17 protein-coding genes are annotated in these 26,747 nt (G+C 64.0%); 7 read left to right on the top strand and 10 right to left on the bottom strand.

The window, feature by feature from the left end; all coding sequences use genetic code 11:
- Positions 1–17: 17 nt before the first annotated feature.
- Both AC0L2P_RS08395 and AC0L2P_RS08390 read left to right on the top strand, forming a co-directional pair.
- Positions 18–1,013, top strand: a complete 996-nt coding sequence (locus tag AC0L2P_RS08395) for an ABC transporter permease (protein ID WP_473500752.1) — start codon at positions 18–20, stop codon at positions 1,011–1,013.
- Positions 1,014–1,059: 46 nt separating this feature from the next.
- On the top strand, positions 1,060–2,115 hold the full coding sequence (locus tag AC0L2P_RS08390) for a substrate-binding domain-containing protein (RefSeq protein ID WP_473500751.1): 1,056 nt from the start codon (positions 1,060–1,062) through the stop codon (positions 2,113–2,115).
- Positions 2,116–2,183: 68 nt separating this feature from the next.
- On the opposite strand, the gene AC0L2P_RS08385 is transcribed toward AC0L2P_RS08390, so the two are convergent.
- On the bottom strand, positions 2,184–4,238 hold the full coding sequence (locus AC0L2P_RS08385; RefSeq protein ID WP_473500749.1) for a bifunctional aldolase/short-chain dehydrogenase: 2,055 nt from the start codon (positions 4,236–4,238) through the stop codon (positions 2,184–2,186).
- A gap of 81 nt (positions 4,239–4,319) precedes the next feature.
- On the bottom strand, positions 4,320–5,288 hold the full coding sequence (locus AC0L2P_RS08380) for a sugar-binding transcriptional regulator (RefSeq protein ID WP_473500748.1): 969 nt from the start codon (positions 5,286–5,288) through the stop codon (positions 4,320–4,322).
- Positions 5,289–5,474: 186 nt separating this feature from the next.
- Between AC0L2P_RS08380 and AC0L2P_RS08375 the strand changes: the two genes are divergently transcribed.
- The 5 genes from AC0L2P_RS08375 to AC0L2P_RS08355 all read left to right on the top strand — a co-directional run bounded on the left by AC0L2P_RS08375 (position 5,475) and on the right by AC0L2P_RS08355 (position 14,102).
- A complete protein-coding gene (locus AC0L2P_RS08375; RefSeq protein ID WP_473500747.1) occupies positions 5,475–7,115 on the top strand; it encodes an acyl-CoA synthetase in 1,641 nt (546 codons plus the stop codon).
- A 251-nt stretch (positions 7,116–7,366) separates the two neighbouring features.
- On the top strand, positions 7,367–7,975 hold the full coding sequence (locus AC0L2P_RS08370; RefSeq protein WP_473500745.1) for a TetR/AcrR family transcriptional regulator: 609 nt from the start codon (positions 7,367–7,369) through the stop codon (positions 7,973–7,975).
- Positions 7,976–8,037: 62 nt separating this feature from the next.
- Positions 8,038–9,189, top strand: coding sequence for an efflux RND transporter periplasmic adaptor subunit (locus AC0L2P_RS08365; protein WP_473500744.1), 1,152 nt, complete (start codon positions 8,038–8,040; stop codon positions 9,187–9,189).
- Between the two features lie 208 nt (positions 9,190–9,397).
- Positions 9,398–12,538: an efflux RND transporter permease subunit gene (locus tag AC0L2P_RS08360; protein WP_473500743.1), complete on the top strand. Its 3,141-nt coding sequence runs from the start codon at positions 9,398–9,400 to the stop codon at positions 12,536–12,538.
- 70 nt (positions 12,539–12,608) lie between these two features.
- Positions 12,609–14,102, top strand: a complete 1,494-nt coding sequence (locus AC0L2P_RS08355; RefSeq protein ID WP_473500742.1) for an aldehyde dehydrogenase family protein — start codon at positions 12,609–12,611, stop codon at positions 14,100–14,102.
- Positions 14,103–14,310: 208 nt separating this feature from the next.
- Here the strand turns inward: AC0L2P_RS08355 and AC0L2P_RS08350 are convergent, their stop codons facing one another.
- The 8 genes from AC0L2P_RS08350 to AC0L2P_RS08315 all read right to left on the bottom strand — a co-directional run bounded on the left by AC0L2P_RS08350 (position 14,311) and on the right by AC0L2P_RS08315 (position 26,742).
- Positions 14,311–16,020, bottom strand: a complete 1,710-nt coding sequence (locus AC0L2P_RS08350) for an APC family permease (protein ID WP_473500741.1) — start codon at positions 16,018–16,020, stop codon at positions 14,311–14,313.
- Positions 16,021–16,364: 344 nt separating this feature from the next.
- On the bottom strand, positions 16,365–18,734 hold the full coding sequence (locus tag AC0L2P_RS08345; protein ID WP_473500740.1) for a DUF1989 domain-containing protein: 2,370 nt from the start codon (positions 18,732–18,734) through the stop codon (positions 16,365–16,367).
- A 149-nt stretch (positions 18,735–18,883) separates the two neighbouring features.
- Positions 18,884–19,513, bottom strand: a complete 630-nt coding sequence (locus AC0L2P_RS08340) for a sarcosine oxidase subunit gamma (RefSeq protein ID WP_473500739.1) — start codon at positions 19,511–19,513, stop codon at positions 18,884–18,886.
- Complete coding sequence (locus AC0L2P_RS08335; protein WP_473500738.1) at positions 19,506–22,490, bottom strand: sarcosine oxidase subunit alpha; 2,985 nt, start codon at positions 22,488–22,490, stop codon at positions 19,506–19,508. The genes AC0L2P_RS08340 and AC0L2P_RS08335 overlap by 8 nt, the downstream gene beginning before the upstream one ends.
- Entirely contained in the window at positions 22,490–22,765 is a 276-nt protein-coding gene (locus AC0L2P_RS08330; RefSeq protein WP_473500737.1) for a sarcosine oxidase subunit delta, read from the bottom strand. Before AC0L2P_RS08330 ends, AC0L2P_RS08335 begins: the two co-directional genes overlap by 1 nt.
- 18 nt (positions 22,766–22,783) lie before the next feature.
- On the bottom strand, positions 22,784–24,037 hold the full coding sequence (locus tag AC0L2P_RS08325; RefSeq protein ID WP_473500736.1) for a sarcosine oxidase subunit beta family protein: 1,254 nt from the start codon (positions 24,035–24,037) through the stop codon (positions 22,784–22,786).
- A 36-nt stretch (positions 24,038–24,073) separates the two neighbouring features.
- Positions 24,074–25,381 (bottom strand): type III glutamate--ammonia ligase, encoded by a 1,308-nt coding sequence (glnT, locus tag AC0L2P_RS08320; RefSeq protein WP_473500735.1) that lies wholly within the window; start codon positions 25,379–25,381, stop codon positions 24,074–24,076.
- A 32-nt stretch (positions 25,382–25,413) separates the two neighbouring features.
- Positions 25,414–26,742: an FMN-binding glutamate synthase family protein gene (locus AC0L2P_RS08315; protein ID WP_473500734.1), complete on the bottom strand. Its 1,329-nt coding sequence runs from the start codon at positions 26,740–26,742 to the stop codon at positions 25,414–25,416.
- Between the last annotated feature and the right edge of the window lie 5 nt (positions 26,743–26,747).

Raw genomic sequence — 26,747 nt, 5'->3', positions numbered from 1 at the left:
GCGTGCGGGAGCGCTGAATGATCCTGCGCGATAATGCGATCCGCTATGGCTTCATCATCCTGTTGTTCGGGCTGATCGCCTATTTCGCCGTCGCCGCCGATGGTTTCGTCTCGCCGCAAAGTGCTGTCTTCATCTTCCAGTCGGTCGCCATCACCGGCGTTCTGGCCCTCGGCGTCACCGCCACGCTGGTCGTCGGCGGCTTCGACCTGTCGATCGGCTCGGTCGCCACCAGCGCCATGATGGCGGCTGCCTATGTCATGGTGGTGCTGGAACAGAACGCCGTCATGGCGGTCGTCGTCTGTCTTGTGATCGGCGCGGTGGTCGGCCTCATCAATGGCTGGCTGATCGTCTATATGCGGGTGCCGGATCTTTTGGCGACGCTCGGCATGATGTTCCTGCTTGTCGGCCTGCAGCGCATACCGACCGAGGGCCGTTCGATCGCCACCGGCATGACCATGCCCGACGGCTCGGTCGCCAACGGCAGCTTCGGCGCAGCGTTCCTGGCGCTCGGCCGCCACCGTTTCGATTTCTTTATCCCGAACCTCATCCCGGTGTCGGTCGTCGTCCTGCTCGTGCTGGCGGTGCTGATCTGGTTCTTTCTCGAATACACGCGTTTCGGGCGCATGATGTATGCGGTCGGCAGCAACGAACGCGCTGCCGAACTCGCCGGCGCGCCTGTCAAGGCATACAAAATCTGGGCCTACGTTATTTCGGGGGTTTTTGCCTCGATCGGCGGCATTTTGCTCGCCGCCCGGCTTGGACGCGGCGATATCGCCTCGGGTAATAATCTGTTGCTCGACGCGGTGGCTGCGGCACTCATCGGTTACGCGGTTCTCGGCGCCGCCAAGCCGAACGCCTTCGGCACGGCCGTCGGCGCGGTGTTTGTCGGCGTGCTGCTGCAGGGCCTGACGATGATGAACGCGCCCTACTACACGCAGGATTTCGTCAAGGGCGTGGTTCTCGTGGTCGCCCTTGTCTTCACCTTCGCCCTTTCCGGCAGGGGCAGGAGATAGGTTTTCGACCGGGAAATTTCTGGGTTCAACAAGTGGAGGAAACGACGTGAACATCACAAGAAGGCTTTTGGGGAAGGCAGCGCTCGGGCTTGCTGGCGCAACATTGCTGATGCAGTTGCCGGCGATGGCGCAGGACAGGCCGGCGCCGTTCGACAAGCCGGGCGCCGTCAAGATTGCGCTGGTCCGCTATCTCTCGACCGGCGACTTCTTCCAGGCGTATTTGTCCGGCGTCGAGGCGCAGGCCAAGGCACTCGGCGTCGACCTGCGCGTGCTCGACAGCCGCCAGGACGCGGCGCTTCAAGCCGACATGGTCGACCAGGCCATCGCGCTCGGCGTCCAGGGCATCATCATCCAGCACGGACTGACGGAATCGATGAAGGACGCCGCCCAGCGCGCGGTGGACGCCGGCATCAAGGTCGTCGCCTTCGACGTCAATGTCGAAAACCCCAAGATCCCGCAGATCGAGCAATCCGACCGCGACCTCGCGCGCCTCGCACTCGAACAGGCGGTCAAGGACAATGGCGAGAGTTGGAAGGCCGGCTATGTTTATGTCGCCGGCATTGCGCCGCTCGACCGCCGCAACGAGACCTGGGTCGAATTCAAGAAGAAGTATGCAGGCATCGACGAAGTTGCCATGTTCGGCACGCTCGACAACCCGATCGCCAATTCGGTCGCCAACCAAGCCCGTTCGGTGCTGTCGGCCCACCCCGACATCAAGGTGATGTTCGCGCCCTATGACGAATTCGCCAAGGGCGTGAAGATCGCCGTCGACGAGGCCGGGTTGAACAAGGACATCAAGATCTATTCGGCCGACATCTCGACCTCGGATATCGCCGCGATGCGCGAGCCGGACAGCGCCTGGGCGGCAACCGCCGCCACCAACCCGGCCGTCGTCGGTCAGGTCTCGGTGCGTGCGCTGGCTCAGCTTCTGGCCGGCGAAGATCCCGGCCACAACGTCATTGTGCCGCCGACGTTGATCACCCAGAAGGACCTGCTCGACAAGGACATCAAGAACATGGAAGACCTCTCGGCCAAGCTGCCGCAATTCGCCCATGCCGATGTCGCGATGCCGGCCTGGATGCCGAACCCGAACGCGAAGTAGTCTTCCACCATCGGCAAAGAAAAGAGCGGCTCGCGGGTCGCTCTTTTTTGTTGGTCCGGTGTTTAGATCTACCTCAGCGCCGCCGCGATGTTGCCGCCGTCGACCGTCGTCACATCGGCGGTGGTCCGCTCGGCCAGCGCCTGATGCAGGAAGGCCTGAGCGACGTCTTCGGCCGTTACTTCCTGCCCGAGCAGGTTGCCGGACATATATTCCTTCTCCGACACGCCGCGCGCGCCGGAGCGGCTGGCGATCATGGCGTCAGTCAAAAGCCCAGAACGGATACGATCGGCGTTGACGGCATTGGAGCGGATGCCATCGGCGCCGTAGTCGAGGGCATATTGCCTGGACAAAAACAGCGTTGCCGCCTTGGGAATGCCATAGGCGCCGAACTTCGGCCCCGGATTGACCGCCTGCTTGGAGGTGTTGAACAACAGCACGCCGCCGGTGCCCTGTTCCAGCATGATGCGCACGGCATTCTGCGCCGCCGACTGATGAGCGAAGAAATTGAGTTCGAAACTCTTGCGCAAGGTGGCGTCGTCGAGCTCGCCGATCCGGCCCTCCCAGGCAGCACCGGCATTGGAGACGAGAATGTCGAGGCCGCCGTAGACGGCCACCGCCTTGTCGAACGCGGCGCGCATCTGCGCCGGATCGGTGATGTCGGCGCCAATGCCGATCGAACCGTTGCCGGCTTTATTTGCCGCCTCGGCAGCCTTTGCCGCATCGAGATCGACGACGACGGCATGGGCACCGTTGTCGGCGAACAGCTTTGCCGTGGCGGCACCGATCGCGCCGGCGCCGCCGGTGACCAGTACCACCTGGCCGGTCAGCGGCTTCGGCTTGTTGGCGGCGAGTTTGGCCTGTTCCAGCGACCAGTATTCGAGCGGAAACAGGTCGGCTTTGGAGAGCGGGCGGAAATCGCCGACGGCTTCGGCGCCGCGTACCGCCTGGATCCACATTTCACCGACGTCGGAGGCGATCTTCGCGTCCTTGAGCGTGCGGCCGTGGCCGAACATGCCGAGGCCGGGCACCAGCGTCAGCCGCGGCATCGGGTCGAGCATGGTGCGCTTCACGTCGTCGAGCGCATCATTGGTTTCGAAATAGGCGCGATAGTCCTTGGCGAATTTCTCGACATGCTGGCGGATGACGGATTTGTAGTCGCCGACCTTGTCAGCGTCGGGCGACGGCAGTGCCATCGGTCCGGTCTTGATGCGGATCGACAGGTCGGGTGTCGAGACGCCGCGTCCGGCATAGTCGGCGATCTTTGCCGAATTGATGAAATCGACGATCGCATCCGAGGTGCGGAAATCGCTGATCATGCGGTCGAAGCGGCCTTCGCCGCGTGCCACCGCCACCGCGCCGCGCAGCATCGGCGCAATCTCCGCGGGCTTCGCCAGCCTGGCCGGCAGTGCCACCTTTTCGGTGCGCGGCTTGCCGTGGCTGGCGATGAAATCCTCGGCGACGTTGACGTAATGGATCATCCGGTCATAGGCCTGCCTGGCGTCGTCGCCGAAGGTGAAAATGCCATGCTTGTCTAGGATCAGGCCTTCGACCGCCGGATCGGCGTCGAAGATGTCGGCGGCCGCCTTGGCCAAATCGAAGCCCGGCATGATGTAAGGCACGAAGCCCATCTTTTCGCCGAACACCTTCCGGCTCAGCGCCTCGCTGTCCTCCTGGTCGACGATGGCGAGGATTGCGGTCGAATGCGTGTGGTCGACGAATTTGTGCGGCAGGAAGGCGTGCAGCAGCGTCTCGACGGACGGATTGGGCGAGGACGGATCGATGAGGTTCGCCCGCTGCAGCGCGACCATGTCCTCGTCGGAGAGCTTCTTCAGCGACCGCGCCTTCAACAGCGCGCCGAGCTTGACCGCCGGCAGGCCCTGCGGCTCGATGACGCCCATGTCCCAGCCGCTGCCCTTGACGCAGAGCACGTCCCATTCGTCGCCGACAAGATCGGTGGCCCTGGTCTTGCACGAGGTGTTGCCGCCGCCATGCAGGACGAGCCGCGGCTCGCCGCCCAGCAGCCTGGTCGTGTAGACACGCAGCGCCAGGTCGCGGGCCACACCCTTCTTTGCATAGCTGGCGACCAGCTTCTCCGCCTCGCCGTCATTCCACAGGTTCTTCATGTCAGCTTCGTCCGATTTCTCTTTTGTTGTGAACAGGAATGCCGCGACGCCTTGATGACAATGCACCGGCGGCTGGAATTACTACCAGGCGACCTTTTCTGCTGCCGCTCCGGCACGCTCGAGCAGCCGTCGCGCCATGCGCGCGCCGACGACGAGATGGGTGCAGAGCCCGCCGGCGATCGCCGCGACGAGCGGTTCGAACTTGCTCTCTTCCTGCACCACCACAAGGCGCTTTTCGATCTGGCGCAGCGATGACAACTCTGCCGAGATCAGCCGGCGGTTGTAGCTGCAGTCGAGCGCCTGCCCTTCGGCGTCGATGATCTGCCCGGCAATGACGCCGGCCGCACCTGCCTTGCGCAATACAGCCATTTCGCTTGACGTCAGCGCGCCGCATTTGACCAGATGGCTGTCGGTGTCCACCGAGCCTACCGAATACAGCGCCAGGTCGCACTCGCCGATGCCCGACAACTGGTTGCGGATCACCGGCTCGGCGCGCAGGCCGCGTGCCAGTTCTTCGGTCGTCAGCACCAGCGGCGCGTAAAAATTCAGGCCCTTGGCATTGAGCCGGCGCGCGATTTCCATCGTGCATTGGTCCGGCCGGTACGAATAGGGTGCGCCCAGATTGCCGCAGAGCTGCACCACGGTGACGTCCTGCAGATCGGCATAGGACATGATGTCGGCGATGGTGTAGATCGTACGTCCCCAGGCGACGCCGATGCGGTCGCCCTTCCTGACCAGTTCGAGAAAGACGCTTGCCGCCAGCACAGCGATATCGGTCGAGGGGTCGGCGACATAGCCGTTTTCCGGCGCGATCCAGACCGCGTCGAGCCTCAGCGCGTCTTCCAGCTTGCGTGCCAGCACGTCGTCGGTGAAAAGCTGGGTCGAGGTCGAGATGTTGACGATGCCGGTCTCGCGCGCCTTGCGCAGATACATCGCCACCGAGGCACGAGAAATCTTGAGCTGGCTGGCCACCTGGTCCTGGCGCAGGCCGTGGGCATAGTAAAGCCATGCGGCCTTGTGGATAAGCTGTTCTGCCGGTCGGATCGCCATGCCATCTCCTCACTGACATTATTCACGGCTCTCGACAAAAGTCAAATTGGGAGGAAGGCATAGATGCCCTTTCGCTCGTCGAATCTAGACCATTCTTGTGCCAAAGGCGGTCTATGATGGCATCGTTGGTGGTGACGGGCCGGAAGCCGGTAGCTAAAGTACCCGGCGAACATTGCGGAGGACGGGATGGGCAATCCCTACGAACAGGACCTCGACAGGAACCCGGCCAACCACCAGCCGCTGACGCCACTGACCTATTTTGAGCGAGCGGCAAAAACCTTTCCCGACCAGACCGCCATCATCCATGGCCGCCAGCGCACGACCTATCGCGAGTTCTGGAAACGCTCGCTGAGGCTTGCCTCGGCGCTGGCGAAGCGCGGTATCGGCAAGGGCGACACCGTCACCGTCATGCTGTCCAACACGCCGCCGATGCTGGAAGCGCATTTCGGTGTGCCGATGACCAAGGCGGTGCTGCACTCGCTCAACACCCGCCTCGACGCCGCCGTCATTGCCTTCCAGCTTGATCACGCCGAAAGCAAAGTGCTGATCGTCGACCGCGAATTCGCCGGCGTGGTTCGGCAAGCGCTGACGCTGGCCAATGTCAAGCCGCTGCTGATCGATTACGACGATCCCGACTATGCCGCCGATGCGCCTTATCCCAAGGGCGAGCGGATCGGCACGCTGGACTATGAGGCGTTTGTCGCCGACGGCGACGAGGATTTCGCCTGGTCGATGCCGGACGATGAATGGGATGCCATTTCGCTCAACTACACCTCCGGCACGACAGGCAATCCGAAGGGCGTCGTCTGTCACCATCGCGGCGCAGCACTGATGGCCTATGCCAACACCATCCATGCCGGGATGGGCAAGCACCCGGTCTATCTATGGACGTTGCCGATGTTCCACTGCAACGGCTGGTGCTTTCCCTGGACGGTTGCCGTGCAGGCCGGCACGCATGTCTGCCTGCGCTGGGTGCGGCCGAAGCCGATCTACGATGCCATCGCCGATCACGGCGTCACCCACCTCTGCGGTGCGCCCATCGTCATGTCGGTGCTGATCAACGCCAGGGACGAGGACAAGCGGCAATTCCCGCAGACCGTCACCTTCAATACCGCCGCGGCGCCGCCGCCCGAGGCGGTGCTGTCGGGCATGGCCGATGCGGGCTTTGCCGTCACCCATCTCTACGGCCTGACCGAAACCTATGGCCCGGCCGTGGTCAACGAATGGCACGGCGAGTGGGACCGGCTGGAGAAGGGGGCGAGGGCGGCGAAGAAGGCCAGGCAAGGCGTACGCTACGCCGCGCTCGAAGGCCTGACGGTGATGGACCCGCAGACGATGCAAGAGACGCCGGCCGACGGCGAGACCATCGGCGAGGTGATGTTCCGCGGCAACATCGTCATGAAGGGCTATCTGAAAAATCGCAAGGCGAGCGACGAGGCCTTTGCCGGCGGCTGGTTCCATTCGGGCGACCTCGGCGTCATGCATCCGGACGGCTACATCCAGCTCAAGGACCGTTCCAAGGACATCATCATCTCCGGCGGCGAGAACATCTCCTCGATCGAGGTCGAGGAGGCGCTCTACAAACATCCCGCCGTCGCTTCCTGCGGCGTTGTCGCCAGATCCGACGACAAATGGGGCGAGGTGCCGGTCGCCTATGTCGAGCTGAAGCCGGGCAAGGCGGCGACCGAGGCCGAAATCATAGAGCACTGCCGCGCGCTGCTCGCCCGCTTCAAGGTGCCGAAAGCGGTGATTTTCGCCGCAATCCCGAAGACTTCGACGGGCAAGATCCAGAAGTTCCGGCTGCGGGAGATGACGAGGCGGGCATAGCACCTGATCCGAAATTCGAGACCGATTTCGGAAAGCATCTTTTCAAATCCTTTGCGTCAAAAACACGGGACGGCGTTGCAGGCGCGCCGGGCGGAAACCACATGCGTTTCATGGGCCAACTCCGTCCAGAGATGTCACCATATGTCATCAGCGGCACCGGCCGGCCAAAATCGTGCCTTGACAGGTGATGGTTTTCAATTTACGAGTGACGAAATTCTAAATTCGTCAGTCGTAAATTTTGGCCCACTGAGATGCTTGAGACCCTAGACACCACCGCCGATTCCGCCCGCCAGGAAAATGTCACGCGCATCCTGGACTGCGCGGAGCGATTGTTCCGCCACTATGGCTACGGCAAGACCAACGTCGCCGACATAGCGCGCGAACTCGGCATGTCGACTGCCAACATCTACCGCTTCTTCGCCTCCAAGGTGGAAATCCACCAGGCCGTTTGCGGCCGCATGCTCGCCACCTGCTACCGGTTGACCTACGAAGCCTGCCATAGCCCCGGCACCGCCAGCGAAAAGCTCCGCCGCTACGTTCATACGCACTATCAGTGGACGCTCGAGACCATGATCGACCAGGAGAAGGTGCACGAGATGGTCATCGTCGCCATCGAGCGCGACTGGCATGTCATCGAAAAGCACATCGACAGCATCCATGAACTGGTCGCGGAAGTGATCCGCGAGGGCATCGCCACCGGCGAGTTCGTCGATCAGGATCCGGTGATCGCTTCCCGGTGTTTCGGCGCCGCCATTATCAGCCTCTGTCATCCGCAGATGGTGGCCCAGTGCCTCGCCAAGAAGAACCGGGCGACGCCGGACGAGCTTGCCGAGTTTGCCATCAGAGCCTTGAAGAAATGACCGTTGCCGCCCGTCGGGCGGCGATGCCGAGAAATCATCCCCACAGTTCGGGAGTACGAAAAGTGTCTTTGTCCAAGTCCATCACCTACAGGCGACCGGCCGCCGGCCTAGCACTGATTGTCGTTGCCGCTCTCGGCCTCGCCGGCTGCTCGCAGGAGAAAGCCGAGGTCACCGAGATCATCCGCCCGGTCAAGGTGGTCGAGATCGCCAAGGCGAGCGACACCCGTCAGCTTTCCTATTCAGGATCGGTGCGCGCCCGCACCGAGATGAATCTCGGTTTTCGCATCAACGGCAAGATCACCGAGCGCCTTGTCGACATCGGTGACCGCGTCAAGCCCGGCGACGTTCTCGCCCGCATCGATCCCACCGACTACGAGCTTTCGGTGAGAAGCGCTCAGGCCAGCCTCGATGCCGCCGACCGTCAGGTCGAGACAGTCGAGCTGACGCGCAAGCGCGCCGAACAGCTCTACGCCAAGAATTTCGCGCCGAAGTCGCAGCTCGAGCAGGCGACGCTCGCCTATAATCAGGCCGTCGCCACGCGCGATTCCGCCCGCTCGCAGCTTGCCCAGGCGCAGAACCAGGTCCGCTATACCGATCTCAAGGCGGACAAGAACGGCATCGTCACCGCCGTTGCCGCCGATGTTGGCCAGGTGGTCGGCTCCGGCACGCCGGTGGTGACCGTTGCCATCGACGGCGAGAAGGAAGTGCTGATCGCTGTTCCGGAAACCGATATCGCCGAATTCAAGCCGGGCAAGACCGTCAAGGCGGGCTTCTGGTCCGACGAGGCGCTGACGCTCGACGGCAAGGTCCGCGAAGTCGCCGGCAGCGCCGATCCGCAGTCGCGCACCTTTGCCGTCCGCGTCAGCCTGCCCAACGATCCGCGGGTGCTGCTAGGCATGACCGCCTCCATCCAAGCCGCGGCGGAGAACCGGCAGCAGCAGGTGTCGATCCCGCTGGCCGCGCTGGCGCAAAAGGACAGCCAATCGATCGTCTGGACGGTCGACCGCAATGGCGGGACCGTGCATGCGCATCCGGTCAAGGTCGCCGCCTTCACCCCTGACGGCGTCAGTGTCGCCGATGGGCTGAAGCCGGGCGACGTGGTCGTCGCCGCCGGCACGCAGTTCATGACCGAGAATCTGAAAGTCAAGCTGACCGGTGATGCGGCGCAACAGTCGGCGTCGGCCGATGACGACGCCGCGAGCCGCTTGCGCTGAGGGCCAGGCAGTTCACGGTTTCCGGGCGGCAGGCGCCCCCGATTTTCGAGATCTCAGGTCGATGTAACCCCCACGTCGATCCTCGCGTCCCACCGCGATGAGGGTCTCTCAACTCGGAAAGCCCCGCCGCCCGGAAGCCCACATCGGAAGTTTCTTGGGCATGCGAAAGCGCGTGCTCTGTTGATCAAATTGAAACGGACTGACGCCGATGACCACCGACACCAATGAAAAGCGGTCTTTCAATCTTTCGCGCTGGGCAATCGGCCATCCGAGCATTGCCCGCTTCCTGTTCGGGCTGATCATCGTCGCCGGTGCGCTCGGCCTGATGCGCATGGGCCAGAAGGAAGACCCCGATTTCACCTTCCGGGTCATGGTCGTCCAGGCGATCTGGCCAGGCTCTTCGATCAAGGAGATGGAGGACCAGGTCGTCAACAAGATTGAGCGCAAGCTGCAGGAAACGCCGCATCTCGATTTCGTCCGCTCCTACACCCGCGCCGGCAGCGCCATCATCACCTTGCAGGTCAAGGGCGACACCAATCCGGCGCAGGTCGCCGATGCGTTCTATCAGGTGCGCAAAAAGGTCGGCGATATCGCCAACGAGCTGCCTCAGGGGCTGCTTGGGCCCTACTTCAATGACGAATTCGGCGACACGTTCATCACCCTGCATTCGATCAGCGGCGACGGCTACAGCTATCCCGAGCTGAAGAAATTCGCCATCCAGGCGCGTGACATGCTGCTGACGACGCCCGGCGTCGAGAAAGCCGTTATCATCGGCGACCAGCCGGAAAAACTCTACATCGACGTTTCGTCCAAGGTGCTTGCCGAACGCGGCCTGACGCTGACCGACCTGCAGAATGCGATCAGGGGCCAGAATAATGTCGACCCGGCAGGTTCGGTCGACACCGGTCAACGTTCCGTGCGCATCTCGGTCGAGGGCGACGTCACCAGGGCGGCCGACATCCGCGAGCTTCGCCTGCGCGCCGGCAACCAGGTGACGCGCCTCGGCGACATCGCCACCGTGACCTCGGGCCTCGAGGATCCGTACCAGCGCAAATACCGTTTCAACGGTCACGACAGCGTTCAGCTCGGCGTCGTCATGGCCAAGGGCTTCAACGTCACCGACGTCGGCAAGGACGTCGAAGCGACTTACAAGCGCTTCGAAGAGGCGCTGCCCTACGGCGTTGCGGTCGACCAGATTTCCGATCAGCCGCACGTCGTGAAAGAGGCGGTGAGCGAGTTCATGGAAGCGCTCGGCGAAGCGCTGCTGATCGTGCTTTTCGTCTCGTTCCTGTCGATCGGCTGGCGTTCGGGCCTGGTCATCGCGATCGTCATTCCGCTGGTCCTGGCCGCCACCTTCGCCATCATGTACGAGCTCGGCATCGACCTGCAGCGCATTTCCCTCGGCGCGCTGATCATCGCGCTTGGGCTGTTGGTCGACGACGCTATGATCGTCGTCGAAATGATGGAGCGAAAGCTCGAGGAAGGTTTGGTCAAGGTCGAGGCAGCGAGCTTCGCCTACTCCTCGACCGCCTTCCCGATGCTGACCGGCACGCTGATCACGACGGCCGGCTTCATCCCCGTCGGTTTCGCTGCCTCGACCGCCGGCGAATATGTGCGCACCCTGTTTTATGTCGTCGGTATCGCGCTGGTCGTGTCCTGGTTCGCGGCCGTCTATTTCACGCCATGGCTCGGCCACATGATCCTGAAGCAGCGCAAGCACGCCGGCAACCATCACGACGTCTTCGACACGCGATTCTATCGCCGTCTTCGCTCGACCGTGGCATGGGTGGTGCGCCACCGCATCATCGTGCTAGTGATGACGCTGATGACCTTTGCCACCAGCCTGTGGGCGTTCCAGTTCATCCCGCAGAATTTCTTCCCGCAATCGTCGCGTCCGGAAATACTTGTCGATCTCTGGCTGCCGGAAGGCACCAGCATCAAGGAGGTCGAGACGCAGGCCAAGGCGCTCGAAGCCAGGATGATGGACGACAAGGACAAGCGCTTCATCGCCACCTATATCGGCGAAGGCGCGCCGCGTTTCTTCCTGCCGCTCGACCAGCAGCTTCGCAATCCGAATTTCGCCCAGCTTCTGGTGATGGCCAATGACGAGCCGGCCCGCGAGCGGCTGATCGTCAAGCTGCGCACCATCCTGGCCGAGGATTTCCCATCGATCCGCGCCAAGGTCGATCGCCTGTTCCTCGGTCCGCCGACCGGCTGGCCGGTACAGATGCGCGTCATGGGTCCCGATCGCCAGGAAGTGCGCCGCATCGCCGACGAGGTGAAGGCGAAGTTCCAGGCAAATCCGCTGCTCGGCGCCATCCATGACGACTGGCTGGAGCCGGTGCCGGCGATGAAGCTGGTGATCGACCAGGATCGAGCCCGTGCGCTCGGCGTCACCTCGCAGCGCATCCGCCAGGTGCTGCAGGCAAGCATGTCGGGAGCGCCGCTCGATGACTTCCGCGACGGCGAGGAGACGGTTTCGATCGTCGCCCGCGAACCGGAGGCAAGCCGTCACCTGCTGTCGGCGGTCGATTCCGTCTACATCCCGACAGATTTCGGCGGCTCCGTGCCGCTGTCGCAGGTCGCCAAGGTGGTTCCGGTGCTGGAGCAAGGCGTCGAATGGCGGCGCGACCGCCTGCCGACCATCAGCGTACGCGCCACGCTGCCGGACGGCGTGCAGCCGAACGATGTCGCCATGAAGATGTACAGCGACATGCAGGGCCTGCGCGCCAGCCTCGCCCCGGGCTACAAGATCGAGATCCAGGGCGGCGCCGAGGATGCGGCCGAAAGCCAGGCCTCGATCGCGGCGAAAGCTCCAGTCATGCTGGCCGTCATCGTCGTGCTGCTGATGATCCAGCTGCAGCATTTCGGTAAAGCGATGCTGGTGCTGGCGACCGGTCCGCTCGGCATCATCGGTGCGGCTGCGGCACTCTTGATCAGCGGCGCCCCGTTCGGCTTCGTCGCAATCCTCGGTGTTATCGCCCTGCTCGGCATCATCATGCGAAACTCGATCATCCTGGTCGATCAGATCGATCAGGACATCGCCGCCGGCGTGGAGCGCTCCGAGGCCATCATCGGCTCGGCGGTCCGCCGGTTCCGGCCGATCGTGCTGACGGCATTGACCGCGGTGCTGGCACTGATCCCGATCTCGCGCGGCGTCTTCTGGGGGCCGCTCGCCTACGCCATGATGGGCGGCATTCTCGTCGCCACGGTGCTGACCATCCTTGTCCTGCCGGCAGCCTATGCACTGTTCTTCGGCAGGGAGCCCAAGAAGGTGGTGGCAACGGAGGAGGCGGCCAAGGTGGCAGAAGAAAGCGAAAGGCCGCAACTGGCCCTGGCGGCCGAATAGAGCTGTTGGCAAATGTGACCTCCGGCGGTTTAATCCGCCCACCAGGCGTAGGCGCCGGAGGAGGACGGTTATGACCATGGCTCAGACAAAGGCGGCGTTGCGGCTGCCGATCGACGGGCGCCATCGCCAGATGTTCATCGGCGGCGCCTGGGTCGATGCCCGCTCCGGCCGGACCATGGAGAGCCGCAACCCCGCCACCGGCGCGGTCATCGCCACCGTGCCGCGCGGCGACCGCCAGGACATCGACTTGGCGGTGACTGCAGCCCGCAAGGCGTTCGAGGGACCGTGGAGCCGGTTCAAGCCTTATGAGCGGCAGGTGCTGCTGCTGAGGATCGCCGACCTCTTCGAAAAGCACTGGGAAGAGATCAGCCGCTCCGACACCACCGACATGGGCATGCCGATCATACGCACCCGCGCCAATCGCAACCGCGTCATTGGCATGCTGCGCTACTATGCCGGCATGGCGACGGCGCTGCACGGTGAGACCATCGAAAACTCGCTGCCCGGCGAAATCGTCTCCTTCACCCGCAAGGAGCCGGTCGGCGTCGTCGGCGCCATCATTCCCTGGAACGCGCCGACCGCCGCGTCGATCTGGAAGATCGGCCCGGCGCTGGCGACCGGCTGCACCGTTGTATTGAAACCATCGGAAGAGGCGCCGCTGACGCCACTTTTGATCGCCGACATCATGAACGAGGCGGGTGTTCCCAAAGGCGTCGTCAACATCGTCACAGGCACCGGCACCGAGGCAGGTGCCGCACTCGCCGAGCACATGGGCGTCGACAAGATCGTCTTCACCGGCTCGACGGCGACCGGCCAGTCGATCGTGCGCGCCTCGGCCGGCAACCTCAAGCGCGTTTCGCTGGAGCTCGGCGGCAAGTCGCCGGTCATCGTCTGCGCCGATGCCGATCTCGACAAAGCGGTGCCGGTGGCCGCGATGTCGGTGTTCGCCAATTCCGGCCAGATCTGCATCGCCGGTTCGCGCCTGTTTGTCGAACGCGCCGTCCATGACGAGTTCGTCGAGCGGCTCGCGGTATATGCCAAGGGTCTCAGGGTCGGCGACGGCATCGACCCGGCGACCGAGATCGGTCCGCTGGTCTCCGAAAAGCAGCTGCAACGGGTCACCGGTTACCTCGAGGCCGGCACTGCGGAAGGGGCGAAACTCGTCACCGGAGGCACCCGGCTTGTGGAAGGCGCACTTGCCGCCGGCAATTTCGTCGCGCCGACTGTCTTTGCCGGCGTCTCGGACGACATGAAGATCGCCCGCGAGGAGATCTTCGGGCCGGTGGTTTCAGCCTTGCCATTCGATACGCTGGACGAGGTGGTCGAGCGGGCCAACAACACGCCCTACGGCTTGGCTGCAGGGGTCTTCACCCAAAATCTCGTCGCCGCCCACCAGCTGTCGCAAAAAATCCGGGCCGGCTCGGTCTGGGTCAACACCTACCACGCCATCGATCCGGCTGTGCCGTTCGGCGGCTACAAGATGAGCGGTTACGGCCGCGAGGGCGGCGCCGAGCACCTCGACGAGTATCTCAACACCAAGGGCGTGTTCATCAAGATCGGCTGAGCCTGCGCCAACAGGGTCAGAAACGAAAAACCCGCCTCGAGAGGCGGGTCTTTGGAGCCAATTAGCACCATACCCAGATTAGTAGCATAGCTGCCGGCACAAAGCAAGAACAAAATAGGGCTGTGCCTCAAATAATAGGCGTGCCGGGCGTCTCGATGTTCCGGCAGGGGATCGGGCGCACCGCGCGCCCGATCCCTCAAGGCAAGCCTCAGATGACGAACAGCCAGTTGGCGAGCAGCATCACCACCACGCCGGCGATCAACGTCAGGTATGGCAGCATGCCCGCCTTTCGCGTTGCAAGGTCGGACGAGCTCATGCCGAGATCGGCCAGCATGTGGTCGGGGAATTTGCCCTTGTCCTGGATGTAGTGCCGGAACCAGAACACCGGGATGATCAAGGCGGCCGTGATCAGCCCGGCCCACAAGGCCATCGGGTTCCAGACCTTGGCGCCGGCGCCCATGAAGACCGCGTTGACATAGGCAAAGATCGCGCCGAGGCCGAGCAGCCAGCTCGGCGCCTTCCATGGCCGCGCGATGTGGCCATTGTCGATGCGGTGGATCCAGCCGGCATTGAGGTTGAGGAAGTTGAAGATGATGTAGCCGCAGTTCGACACCGCGAGGATGAAGAAGAAGCTTGTCGCATCGGCCGAGGCGATGGCCAGCACGATCAGGTTGAAGACCAGGTCGGTCCACATCGCCCGTGTCGGCGCGCCGTGCTCGTTGACATGGCTGAGGTAGCGCGGCAGCCAGCCGTCGACCGAACCCTGGTAGAGCGTACGCGAAGAGCCGGCCATCGCCGTCATGATGCAGAGCACCAGCGCCAGGATCATCAGCATCACCAGCAGGCTATGGATCAGCTGGCCGCCGCCGACCATGCCGGCCAGCGCATCGGCAACACCGGAGCCGTCGACGATCGGCGTCGCCAGCATGCCGTTCAAGCCGAGCACGCCCTGGAAGGTGAACGGCACAAGGATGAACAGCAGCATGCACAACAGGCCGGAGTAGAAGATCGCCTTGAAGGTATCGGTGCCGGGGTTCTTGAACTCGGAGGTGTAGCAGACGGCGGTCTCGAAACCGTAGGTCGACCATGCCGCGATGAACATGCCGCCGAACACCAGCGTCCAGCCGGCGATGTTCCACGCGCCGGGCTCCGGCGCATAGGCTGCTGCCAGCGGCACCAGCGGCGAAAAATTCGCCCAGTCGATCTGGCCGGTGACGATCGGCACAACCCCGACGATCAGCATCGGGATAATGACCAGCAGGCCGATATATTTCTGCACATTGGCGGTGCCCAGAATGCCGCGATGCTGGATCGAGAAGATGATCAGCATCAGCACCGCGCCGATGAAGAAGGTGGCGTTGAAAGTGAAGGAAACCGGGCCAAGCGTGTGGCCGTAGAGCGTCCAGTTGCGGATCGCCGGCGTCGCGGCCGCGGTGACCACGGCGATGGCGTCGGCGGCGCTGGTTCCGGCATGGGCCGCGATGTAGGCGGCGACTTCCGGCGAAGTGTCGGTGAACAGCGGCACCGGCGCCAGCGCGTTGAGGATATAGGCGGCCGCGATCGAGCAGCCGAGCGACAGCACCGGCGACCAGGCGAACCAGTTGCACCACACCGAAAGCGGCGCGATGAATTTCGAATAGCGCAGCCAGGCGGTGGCGCCGTAGATCGAGGCGCCGCCGGACTTGTTCGGGAACAGGCCGGCGATCTCCGCATAGGTGAAGGACTGCAGGAAGCCCATGATCATGGATGCTGTCCAGATCAGGAAAGCCAGCGTTCCGGTGGTGCCGGCAATGCCGCCGATCGAAAACAGGACAAGGGCCGGAACGCCGCTTGCCACCCAGAAGGCGCCGCGCCAATCGATGCTCCGGTGCAGCTGCCCTTCGGCAGGCGGCACCAAGGTGGTGACTATCGTGCTCATTTACGTGAATTCCCCATTTTGATGTTCCCCATCGGCAACAGCCGCAATCTCGCGAGGCGTCATCGACGCTCACGTTGACGGTCCAGGTCTTTCCGCTCAGTAGTATTTTATTCTTAGCAGTGAAGATTGACCCAACACGCTTTCACGTCAAGCGGTTTGTGACGCTTTGCACATTGCGCTTGGGAAACAGTCGAGCTTCGTTGGCCCTGCCAACGGGTGCGGTCTTTCCTTTTGTTCCAGCTTGGCAAAGCCGCACTTCGTCCAGCACCCCTCAACCGTCTTGGCGCTGCGCGCCAATCCACCTTCTCCCACAAGCGGAGAAGGGAAGAACCGGGCGGCGTCGATCAGGAACGAGGCCTGGTCTTTTGCGGGTCGTAGTGGGCGAAGGCGACGACGCGCGCCGGCAGCCGCTTGCTGTGGCCGTCGAGCTTGCCGATCTCGACCTCGGTGCCGATCGCCGAATGCGCGACGTCGAGCCTAGCCAGCGCGATTGTCTTGTTCAGCACCGGCGAGCGCATGCCGGAAGTGACGACGCCGACCTGCGCGCGGCCGACATGCACGCAATCGCCGTGGCCGACCGCGACATTGGCGTCGATGTCGAGGCCGACCAGCTTCTTCTGCGGATTTTCCTTGCGCCGGATCAGCGCCTCGCGGCCGATGAAATCGTCGCTCTTGGTCTTCAGCGGTACGGTGAAGCCGATGCCGGCCTCAAACGGATCGGTCTGGTCGGAGAACTCATAACCGGCAAAGATCAGCCCGGCCTCGATGCGCACCATGTCGAGCGCTAGCAAGCCCATCGGCTTCAGGCCGTGCGGCTGGCCGGCCTGCCAGATCGCGTCAAACACCTTTTCGGCGTCGCGCGGATGGCACCAGATCTCGTAGCCGAGCTCGCCGGTGTAACCGGTGCGCGAAATAACGATCGGAATGCCCTTGCCGCCGCCGATGCGGGCGACGGCGAAACGGAACCATTCGAGCTCGTCGATCGACGGCTGCAGCGGCGAGGTCCAGATGATCTGCCGCAGGATGTCGCGGCTTTTCGGTCCCTGCACGGCGACGTTGTGCATCTGGTCGGTCGACGAGCGCACCAGCAGGGTGAGGCCGAGTTTTTGCGCCGTTTCGCGCAGCCATTCGCCGGATAGATCGTCGCCGCCAACCCAGCGGAAATTGTCCTTGCCGAGCCTGAGCAGCGTGCCGTCGTCGATCATGCCGCCATGCTCGTAGCACATGGCCGAATAGACCACCTGGCCGACGCCGAGCTTCTTGATGTCGCGGGTCAGCGTGTATTGCAGCAGCGCCTCGGCGTCCGGCCCGGTGACCTCGAACTTGCGCAGCGGCGACAGGTCCATGATCACGGCGTCTTGCCGGCAGGCCCAGTATTCGTCGATCGGCCCTTGCCTGGCGAAGGAATTGGCCAGCCAATAGCCCTTGTACTCGACGAAGTTGCGGGTGTGCTTGGCAAAGCTCGAATGAAAGGCGGTCTCGCGGGTCATTTTCGGTTCCGAATCGGGCGTCATGCGTCTGGCGATCGCTCGCGAGAATTTGTGCTGGCCGGAATAGGTTCGCACATGGATGTCGGTCAGGTTCCAGCCATTGGCCGGCGTCGTATCGTCGGGGCAGGCGGACGAAACGCAGACGATGTCGGTCAGCGCCCGCAGCAGCACATAGTCGCCCGGCCGCGACCATGGCTCGTCTGCCACCACGACACCATGCGCGTCGATCGCCGTGTTGAAAAAGAAGTTGATCGCCATCCAGCCGGCGCGGGGCGTCACACCCTTGTCGGCCAGCGCGCGGTTGAAATTCTCCGAGCAGTTGGGATGGCCGGGATAGCCGATGTCGTCGTAATATTTGGCGGCGCAGGCGAGTGCGAATGCATCATGCCGGCCGCAAGTGTCCTGGATAACCTCGACCAGCGGCTCCATGTCCTGGTCGTAATATTTCGAGTGCAGGCCGGGCATCGGATAGCTTGAGCCCATCAGCGTGCGCGTCGTGGTCACGTCGAGCGGATGATCGCGTCCCTTGTCCAGCTTGCGCGCCGAAAAGCACTGGAAGTCCGTGCATTGTCGCCCATCGACATCGATGATCTGCAGATAGTCGCCCGCCTTGACGAAGTAGGCCTCCGCCGTCGCCGAGTGGACGCGCAGGTCGAGCACGGGATCGGCCAGCGGGTCGGCAAGCCTGGATTTCGCCACCGGGCGAATGGTGGCGCGCCGGACGATAACGCTAAGCGGCGTCGCCGTATCGTGGCCGTCGACCAGCATTGGCCCGCCGGGCGCCGCAATCAGCATCGACCCATCGCGGGCGACGGTGAACCCCTGTTCAACACCGGCAGGGGTGGCCCCGCCGAAGACGCGAACCGCCTTTGCCCGGTCGAGCTGTACCTCGCGCCGCTCGAGGGCTCGGCGCAAGGGTGCGAGGCTGTCGCCGCCCTCCGCAAGCAGCGCCTTGATGCCGGCGGCATTGCTGTTCGATGTCTCGCCAAAAATGCCGGGATCGGTCGCGCCGCTGCTGTCCCATGCCAGCAGCTCGCAGGCCTGCCCGCCTTCGACATTGCGCACGCTGATCGTATCGCCGGCCTCGACCTCGATCAGCACCGTGCCGTTGCCCTGAACCGAATAGCGCTCCATCCCGGCCGGCAGCGCGATCTGGCCGGGCCGCAGGATCAGGCTCGGCCGCGGCGGTCCGGCGGCGATTACGGGGTAGGGCGACTGGCTCATCTCAACCTTGCGTTCGAGAAACAAGTTTGCCTGTGTGTGAAATTATTTTAGCGGGAAGAATAGGATAGAAGAGCCGGAGTTGGCAAGTGAAGGGTGGAGCGCGGCCCTTCCCTTCTCCCACAAGGGGCGAAGGAACATAGCGCACAATCCTACCCCAACTCCTCGCTGTGGCTGATCTCGACGCCATACTCAGCGGCCGAATCCAGCATCGTATGCCACAGGCTTTCGGCAAACGTCGCAAATACCAGAAGATTGAACACCGCCTGTCCGTTCGGCTGGTCACTAGCGCGCCACAGACTGACGCTGGTATGGTCGATCGAGGTCGCGGCAGCGGTGCCGGCCGGGAACGCCGCCGAGTGCAGGTCCAGCGACGACAGTTTGGCCAGCGTCGCGCGCGCCTTTTCTCCCGAGACGCTGATCAGCACGCGAGCATGCGACTGGTCGGACAGCGAGGCGGATTGCGCAAACGCCTGCCTTAGTGGTTCGATCGCGTGCTTGCCGCCCTTCGACAGGACGAGGAACTGGTCCGGTCCCGACCAGATCAGCGTGGCGTCGGGAACTCGGACCGCCTTCGGGACATCCGGGGCGGCAACGCCGAAGCGGGCTTTCGCTGCGCTTGCCAGCTCCGCCGCCTTGCCGCGCCGCGCCATCACCTGGATCAGGTCGAAATTGCGGATCTCGGTGAGCGATACGCCGGCCGCCTTGCCGCGCGCGCCATAGGCGCCGACAACAAGCGCTTTCTCCAGCGGGCTGCGGGCAATCCAGGAAAACTCAGCCACGCTGGCGCCCTCCATCCGGATCGTAGAAGACCGGGCTGCACAGCTCGACATCGTAGTCTTCGCCGCGCAACGGATCGTGCGCATTGACGATCTCGCCGACGCGCTCGCGGCCGCGCTCGACCAGGCCAAGCCCGATCCACTGGTCGAGCATCGGCGAAAAGCAGACCGAGGTAACGTAGCCCTGGTCGTTGTCGGGACCGGGCGTCTCGCCCTTCGGGATGATATGCACGCCGGAACGCATGCGGCGCGTCTTGTCGGCCGGTTTGATGCCGACCACGACCTGCCGGTCCGGCGCAACCAGCGCCGCGCGTCCGGCCATGACACGGCCGATGAAATCCTTCTTGGTCGACATCATCTTGCCGAGGCCGAGGTCGGCGGCCGTCGTCGTGCCGTTCAGCTCCGGCCCGGCGACATGGCCCTTTTCGATGCGCATGACGCCGAGCGCCTCGGTGCCGTAGGGCGTCACGCCGAACGGCTTACCGGCCAGCATCAAATTGCGCACCAGCGCCTCGCCGTAACGGCCGGGAACCGAAATCTCGAACGCCATTTCGCCCGAAAACGAGATGCGGAACAGCCGCGCTCTGATGCCGCCGCGAAGCGCGACTTCCCGCGCCCCCATGAACGGAAAACCTTCATTCGACAGATCCTCCGCCGGATCGACGATTTCGCAAAGCAGGTCCCGCGTCTTCGGCCCGGCCACCGAGAATTGCGCCCACTGGTCGGAGACGGAGGTCAACTGCACGTCGAATTCGGGGAACAGCACCTGCCGGCAGAATTCGAGATGCTGCATCACCAGCCCGGCCTTGGCGGTGGTGGTGGTCAGGAAATAGTGATCCTCGGCCAGCCGCGACGTGGTGCCATCGTCATAGACGATGCCGTCCTCGCGCAGCATCAGCCCGTAGCGGGCTTTGCCGACAGCAAGATTGGAGAAGGTGTTGATGTAGACGCGGTCGAGGAAGGCGCCGGCGTCCGGGCCGTGCACGTCGATCTTGCCGAGCGTCGAGACGTCGCAGAAGCCGACGCCGGAGCGCACCGCCTTGACCTCGCGGGTAACCGATTCCAGCCAGTCCTTTTCGCCGGCGCGCGGATACCATTGCGCCCGTTTCCACAGGCCGGTGTCGACGAACACCGCCCCCTGTTCGGCTGCCCAGTGGTGCGACGGCGTCAGTCGTGTCGCGTGAAAATTCTCGTCGCGATGATGGCCGGCGAAGGCGCCGATGGCGACCGGCACGTAGGGCGGCCGGTAGATCGTCGTGCCGGTCTGGGGAATGGATTTGCCTGACACCGCAGCCATGATGGCGAGACCGGCGACGTTCGAGGTCTTGCCCTGGTCGGTGGCCATGCCGAGCGTCGTATAGCGCTTGAGATGCTCGACGGATTCAAAACCTTCACGCTGCGCGAGTTCGATGTCGGACGCGGTCACGTCATGCTGGTAATCGACGAAGGCTTTCCCTTTGCCGGCGACGTGCCAGAGCGGCGTCAGCGAAAACGCCTCATCGTCGGCGACCGGCGATGTGCCGGCATCGCCGCTTCGTGCAGCGCTCTGCGCTGCCGCAGCACCCGCGGTAAATCCCTGGCGCAGGCAGTCGCCCAGGCCGAAGGCGCCGTTGGCGGCGCCGACCGCCACCATGCCGGGCGGCGCACCATCCGGCACGAAGGCTGATATATCGTCCTGCCATTTCGGCCGGCCGCGATGGTAGGAGGTCAGCCCGACCGCCGGATTCCAGCCGCCGGAGACGGCAAGCCCGTCGGCTTCGACTTCCGCCCGTGCGCCGCCAGTGAGTGCCACCGCGATTTTCCGGACACCGTCCTTGCCGCCTTCGACTCCGCTGACCGAACCGCTCAGCACCGGAAAGCCACCCTTGGAAGCAAGCGCGCGATGCGCGGCGGAGACGTCCGGGCGCGCATCGACGACCGCCGCGATCGTCAATCCGGCGGCAAGCGCGGTCTCGACCGTGCGCCAGCCGTCCGCATTGTTGGTGAACAGGGCGATCCTCCTGGCAGGGGTAACCGCGTAGCGCGCGACATAGGTCCGCATTGCCGAAGCCATCATAACGCCCGGCGTGTCGTTGCCTGCAAAGACGATCGGCCGCTCGATGGCGCCGGCGGCAACGATTGAGCGCTTGGCCACGATGCGCCACAGCCGCTGGCGCACCTGGTGCTCGGGCGGCGAGGGCAGGTGGTCGTTGACCCGCTCGATGGCGCCATAGGTGCCGCCATCATAGACGCCGAACAATGTCGTGCGGTTCATGATGCGGACATCGGGCAGTGCTGCGAGTTCGGCCCGCGTGCGCGAAATCCATTCGGCTGCCGGCTCGCCGTCGATCATGCCGCCGTCGGCGAGCAGGCGGCCGCCAAGCGCAAAATCTTCCTCGCACAGGATGACGCGGGCGCCGCTGCGCCCGGCCGCCAATGCCGCAGCCAGTCCGGCCGGGCCGGAACCGGCGATCAGCACGTCGCAATGCGCCCACGCCTTGTCGTAATGGTCGGGATCGGCAACGCCCGCCGCACGGCCGAGGCCGGCGGCGCGGCGGATCGCCGGCTCGTAGACCGCTTCCCAGAATTTCGCCGGCCACATGAAGGTCTTGTAGTAGAAGCCGGCGACGAAGATCGGCGCGAACAGCTGGTTGACCGCCATCAAATCGTGGCGCAGCGACGGCCAGCGGTTCTGGCTGGCCGCTTCGAGCCCGTCATAGAGCTCGGCTGTGGTCGCCTTGGTGTTCGGCTCGCGCCGCGCTCCGCTGCGCAGTTCGACCAGCGCGTTGGGCTCCTCCGACCCGGCTGTCAGGATGCCGCGCGGCCGATGGTATTTGAACGAGCGGCCGACCAGCTTGACGGCATTGGCGATCAGCGCCGAGGCTAGCGTGTCGCCCTGGAAGCCGGCAAAGCTCTTGCCGTCGAAGCGGAAGCCCAGCGGCGCGGCGCGATCGATGAGACCGCCGCTCTCCAGCCGATGTGTCTGCGCAGGGCCAACCATCAGGCGCAAACCTTGGCGGCACCAGCGCCCGCCGCCGGCTCGACCGACGAAATCTCGTGCGTCAGCGTGTTGCGGGCGACCTTCAGCCAGGCCCGGCAGCCGCCGCCGTGATACCAGTATTCGCTCATCGGCCCGGCGACATTGTCGCGCAGGTGGACATAGTCGAAGACCTCGTCTTCGGAGACGTCGGCGGCCGGACGCACCGGCTTGGCGTCGCCGAGATAGGTGAACTCGCCGAGTTCGCGTTCGCCGCAGAAGGGACAGACAATGCGCATGCTCTCTTCAGCCAGCCATCAATGCAGGTTCGGTTGGGCGCCCTGGCCCTTTTCGTCGATCATCGCACCTCGCCGGAAGCGGTCGAGGCGGAAGCGGGTAGCCTCCTTGTGCGGCTCGTCGCGTGCCAGCAGGTGGGCAAAGACGAGCCCGGAGCCGGGCGTCGCCTTGAAGCCGCCATAACACCAGCCGGCGTTGAGATAGAGCCCGTCGACCGGCGTCTTGTCGATGATCGGCGACCCGTCCATCGACATGTCCATGATCCCGCCCCACTGGCGCAGCAGCCGCACCCGGCCGATCATCGGCATCAGCGCCATGCCGCCTTCGCAGACGTCTTCCATGACAGGCAGATTGCCGCGCTGGGCGTAAGAATTGTAGCCGTCTATGTCGCCGCCGAACACCAGGCCGCCCTTGTCGGACTGGCTGACGTAGAAATGCCCGGCGCCGAACGTCATGACATTGGGGATCAGCGGCTTGATCGCCTCCGAGACAAAGGCCTGCAGCACATGGCTTTCGATCGGCAGCCGCATGCCGGCCATTGCCGCGACGCGCGACGAGGAGCCGGCGACCGCCATGCCGACCTTGCCGGCGCCGATCCTGCCGCGCGATGTCTCGACCCCGGTCACCTTGCCGCTGCCGTCGCGGACAAAGCCGGTCACCTCGCAATTCTGGATGATGTCGACGCCGAGCGCGCTTGCCGCATGCGCATAGCCCCAGACCACGGCGTCGTGGCGCGCCGTGCCGCCGCGCCGCTGCAAAAGCCCGCCCTGCACTGGAAAGCGCGCATTGTCGAAGTTCAGGAACGGCATCATCTTCCTGACGGCCGCCAGATCGAGCAGCTCGGCATCGATGCCGTTGATGCGCATGGTGTTGCCGCGCCGCGCGTACGCGTCGCGCTGCGCGTCGGAATGGTAGAGATTGATGACGCCGCGCTGGCTGACCATGGTGTTGTAGTTGAGGTCCTGCTCCATCCGTTCCCACAGCTTCATCGACAGCTCGTAGAAACCGGTATTGCCGGGCAGCCCGTAATTGGAGCGGATGATGGTGGTGTTGCGGCCGGCATTGCCGGAGCCGATCCAGCCCTTTTCCAGCACGGCGACATTCCTGATGCCGTATTCACTGGCGAGAAACCATGCCGTCGCCAGGCCATGGCCGCCGCCCCCGATGATCACCACGTCGTAGTGGCTCTTCGGGCTCGCGTCGCGCCAGGTGCGCTGCCAGTTCTTGTGGCCGGAAAATGCCGCCCGGGCGAGGGAGAAGATCGAGTATTTCATGAACCTGTTTCGCGCCGGGCGTGCAACAATTCCGGATTAGATGTCGAGCGTGTGGTCGCGCTCCCACTGGGTGAAGTGGGAAGCATAGGAATTCCATTCCTGCTGCTTGAGCTTTAGATAGGCCGACGAGAATTCCTCACCCAGCGCCGCCTTGAGCGATTTGTCGTTGTCGAACTCGCGCAACGCGTCGAGCAGGTTGAGCGGCAGTTTCGGCGCGCCTTCCACCGTATGGCCGAATTGGTACATGTCGATATCGTAGCGCCTGCCGGGATCGGCCTTGGAGCGGACGCCGTCAAGGCCGGCGGCGATGATCACCGCCTGCAGCAGATAGGGGTTTGCCGCGCCGTCCGGCAGGCGCAGCTCGAAGCGGCCGGGACCAGGCACGCGCACCATGTGGGTTCGGTTGTTGCCGGTCCAGGTCACCGTGTTCGGCGCCCAGGTGGCACCGGAGATGGTGCGCGGTGCGTTGATGCGCTTGTAGGAGTTGACCGTCGGGTTGGTAATCGCGGCAAGCGCCGACGCATGTTTCATGATACCGCCGAGGAAATTCCTGCCCTTTGCCGACAGGCCGAGCTCCATCGCATTATCGGCAAAGACATTGGTATTGCCGTCCTTGTCCCACACCGAGATATGCGCATGGCAGCCATTGCCGGTCAGGCCCTGGAAGGGTTTAGGCATGAAGGTTGCGCGCAGGCCGTGCTTTTCGGCAACCGACTTCACCATGAATTTGAAGAACGAATGCTTGTCGGCGGTCGCCAGCGCATCGTCGAAGGCCCAGTTCATCTCGAACTGGCCGTTGGCGTCCTCGTGGTCGTTCTGGTAGGCGCCCCAGCCGAGCGCCAGCATGTGGTCGCAGATCTCGGCGATGACATCGTAGCGGCGCATCACCGCCTGCTGGTCGTAGCAGGGTTTCGACGCCGTGTCGTATTCGTCGGAAATCGTCTTGCCGTCCGGCGAGATCAGGAAGAATTCGGCCTCGACGCCGGTCTTGATGTGCATGCCGTCGCCGGCGGCCTCCGCGATCAGTCGCTTCAGCGTGTTGCGCGGCGCCTGCTCGACCGATTTGTCGTCCATGATGCAGTTGGCGGCGACCCAGGCGACTTCGGGCTTCCAAGGCAACTGAATCACCGAATCCGGATCCGGCACCGCCAGCATGTCGGGATGCGCCGGCGTCAGGTCGAGCCAGGTGGCGAAACCGGCAAAGCCGGCGCCGTCCCGCTGCATGTCGGCAATCGCCTGCGCCGGCACCAGCTTGGCGCGCTGCCCACCGAACAGGTCGGTGTAGGATATCATGAAATATTTGACGCCCTTCTCCTTGGCGAAGGCGGCGAGATCGTTCCCCATTATAGTTCCTCGCTTACTGGCATTTGGTTGTTTTAGAAGCCGTTCTTGCCCGGTATCCAGTTGGTGCCAGCCAGCGGCACGCCGGCCATGGCGGCGGCTTCGATCGTCAAGGCCACAAGATCCTCGGGCTCGAGATTGTGCAGGCTGTTCTTGCCGCAGGCGCGGGCGATCGTCTGAGCCTCAAGTGTCATCACCTTAAGATAATTCGCCAGCCGTCGTCCGGCCGCGATCGGATCGAGCCGCTTCATCAGCTCGGGATCCTGCGTGGTGATGCCGGCCGGGTCGCGTCCCTCATGCCAGTCGTCATAGGCGCCGGCAGTGGTGCCGAGCTCGTTGTATTCCGGTTCCCAGCGCGGATCATTGTCGCCGAGCGCGACAAGCGCTGCCGTGCCGATCGACACCGCATCGACGCCGAGTGCCAGCGCCTTGGCGACGTCGGCGCCGTTGCGTATGCCGCCGGAGACGATCAGCTGCACCTTGCGGTGCATGCCGAGATCCTGCAGCGCCTGTACAGCCGGCCTGATGCAGGCGAGCGTCGGCTGGCCGACATTTTCGATGAACACTTCCTGGGTTGCGGCGGTGCCGCCCTGCATGCCGTCGACGACGACGACGTCGGCGCCCGATTTCACCGCAAGCGCGGTATCGTAATAGGGCCGCGCGCCGCCGACCTTGACGTAGATCGGCTTTTCCCAGTCGGTGATCTCGCGCAGTTCGAGGATCTTGATCTCGAGGTCGTCCGGCCCGGTCCAGTCGGGGTGGCGCGAGGCCGAGCGCTGGTCGATGCCTTTCGGCAGCGTGCGCATTTCGGCGACGCGGTCGGAGATTTTCTGGCCGAGCAGCATACCGCCGCCGCCGGGCTTGGCGCCCTGGCCGACGACAACCTCGATCGCATCGGCGCGGCGCAGATCGCGCGGGTTCATGCCGTAGCGCGACGGCAGGTATTGGTAGACCAGCGTCTTCGAATGGCCGCGCTCTTCCTCGGTCATGCCGCCGTCGCCGGTGGTGGTCGAGGTGCCCGACAGCGTCGCGCCACGGCCGAGCGCTTCCTTCGCCGGGCCGGACAGCGAGCCGAAGCTCATACCGGCAATGGTGATCGGGATTTTCAATTCGATCGGTTTTTTCGCATAGCGCGAACCGAGCACGACGCTGGTGTCGCAGCGCTCGCGATAGCCTTCGAGCGGGTAGCGCGAGATCGAGGCGCCGAGGAACAGAAGGTCGTCGAAATGCGGCAGCTTGCGCTTGGCGCCGGCGCCACGGATGTCATAGATGCCGGTCGCCGCGGCGCGGCGGATCTCGGAAAGCGTGTAGTCGTCGAAGGTCGCGGATGTGCGCGGCGTCGTCGGCGGGTTGCGATAGGTCATTGAGC

The sequence above is a fragment of the Mesorhizobium sp. WSM4836 genome (genome assembly GCF_055811815.1).
The sequence above is the reverse complement of the archived record's forward strand: the minus strand, read 5'-3'. Positions and strand labels throughout refer to the sequence as shown.

What these genes read in the sequence shown, in the direction of transcription:
- AC0L2P_RS08395 (WP_473500752.1), top strand. Translation starts at nt 18, where the DNA reads ATGATCCTGCGCGATAATGCGATCCGCTATGGCTTCATCATCCTGTTG.
- AC0L2P_RS08360 (WP_473500743.1), top strand. Translation starts at nt 9,398, where the DNA reads ATGACCACCGACACCAATGAAAAGCGGTCTTTCAATCTTTCGCGCTGG.
- AC0L2P_RS08330 (WP_473500737.1), bottom strand. Translation starts at nt 22,765, where the DNA reads ATGCGCATTGTCTGTCCCTTCTGCGGCGAACGCGAACTCGGCGAGTTC.
- AC0L2P_RS08385 (WP_473500749.1), bottom strand. Translation starts at nt 4,238, where the DNA reads ATGAAGAACCTGTGGAATGACGGCGAGGCGGAGAAGCTGGTCGCCAGC.
- AC0L2P_RS08335 (WP_473500738.1), bottom strand. Translation starts at nt 22,490, where the DNA reads ATGGTTGGCCCTGCGCAGACACATCGGCTGGAGAGCGGCGGTCTCATC.
- AC0L2P_RS08375 (WP_473500747.1), top strand. Translation starts at nt 5,475, where the DNA reads ATGGGCAATCCCTACGAACAGGACCTCGACAGGAACCCGGCCAACCAC.
- AC0L2P_RS08315 (WP_473500734.1), bottom strand. Translation starts at nt 26,742, where the DNA reads ATGACCTATCGCAACCCGCCGACGACGCCGCGCACATCCGCGACCTTC.
- AC0L2P_RS08345 (WP_473500740.1), bottom strand. Translation starts at nt 18,734, where the DNA reads ATGAGCCAGTCGCCCTACCCCGTAATCGCCGCCGGACCGCCGCGGCCG.
- AC0L2P_RS08350 (WP_473500741.1), bottom strand. Translation starts at nt 16,020, where the DNA reads ATGAGCACGATAGTCACCACCTTGGTGCCGCCTGCCGAAGGGCAGCTG.
- AC0L2P_RS08370 (WP_473500745.1), top strand. Translation starts at nt 7,367, where the DNA reads ATGCTTGAGACCCTAGACACCACCGCCGATTCCGCCCGCCAGGAAAAT.
- glnT (WP_473500735.1), bottom strand. Translation starts at nt 25,381, where the DNA reads ATGGGGAACGATCTCGCCGCCTTCGCCAAGGAGAAGGGCGTCAAATAT.
- AC0L2P_RS08380 (WP_473500748.1), bottom strand. Translation starts at nt 5,288, where the DNA reads ATGGCGATCCGACCGGCAGAACAGCTTATCCACAAGGCCGCATGGCTT.
- AC0L2P_RS08355 (WP_473500742.1), top strand. Translation starts at nt 12,609, where the DNA reads ATGACCATGGCTCAGACAAAGGCGGCGTTGCGGCTGCCGATCGACGGG.
- AC0L2P_RS08325 (WP_473500736.1), bottom strand. Translation starts at nt 24,037, where the DNA reads ATGAAATACTCGATCTTCTCCCTCGCCCGGGCGGCATTTTCCGGCCAC.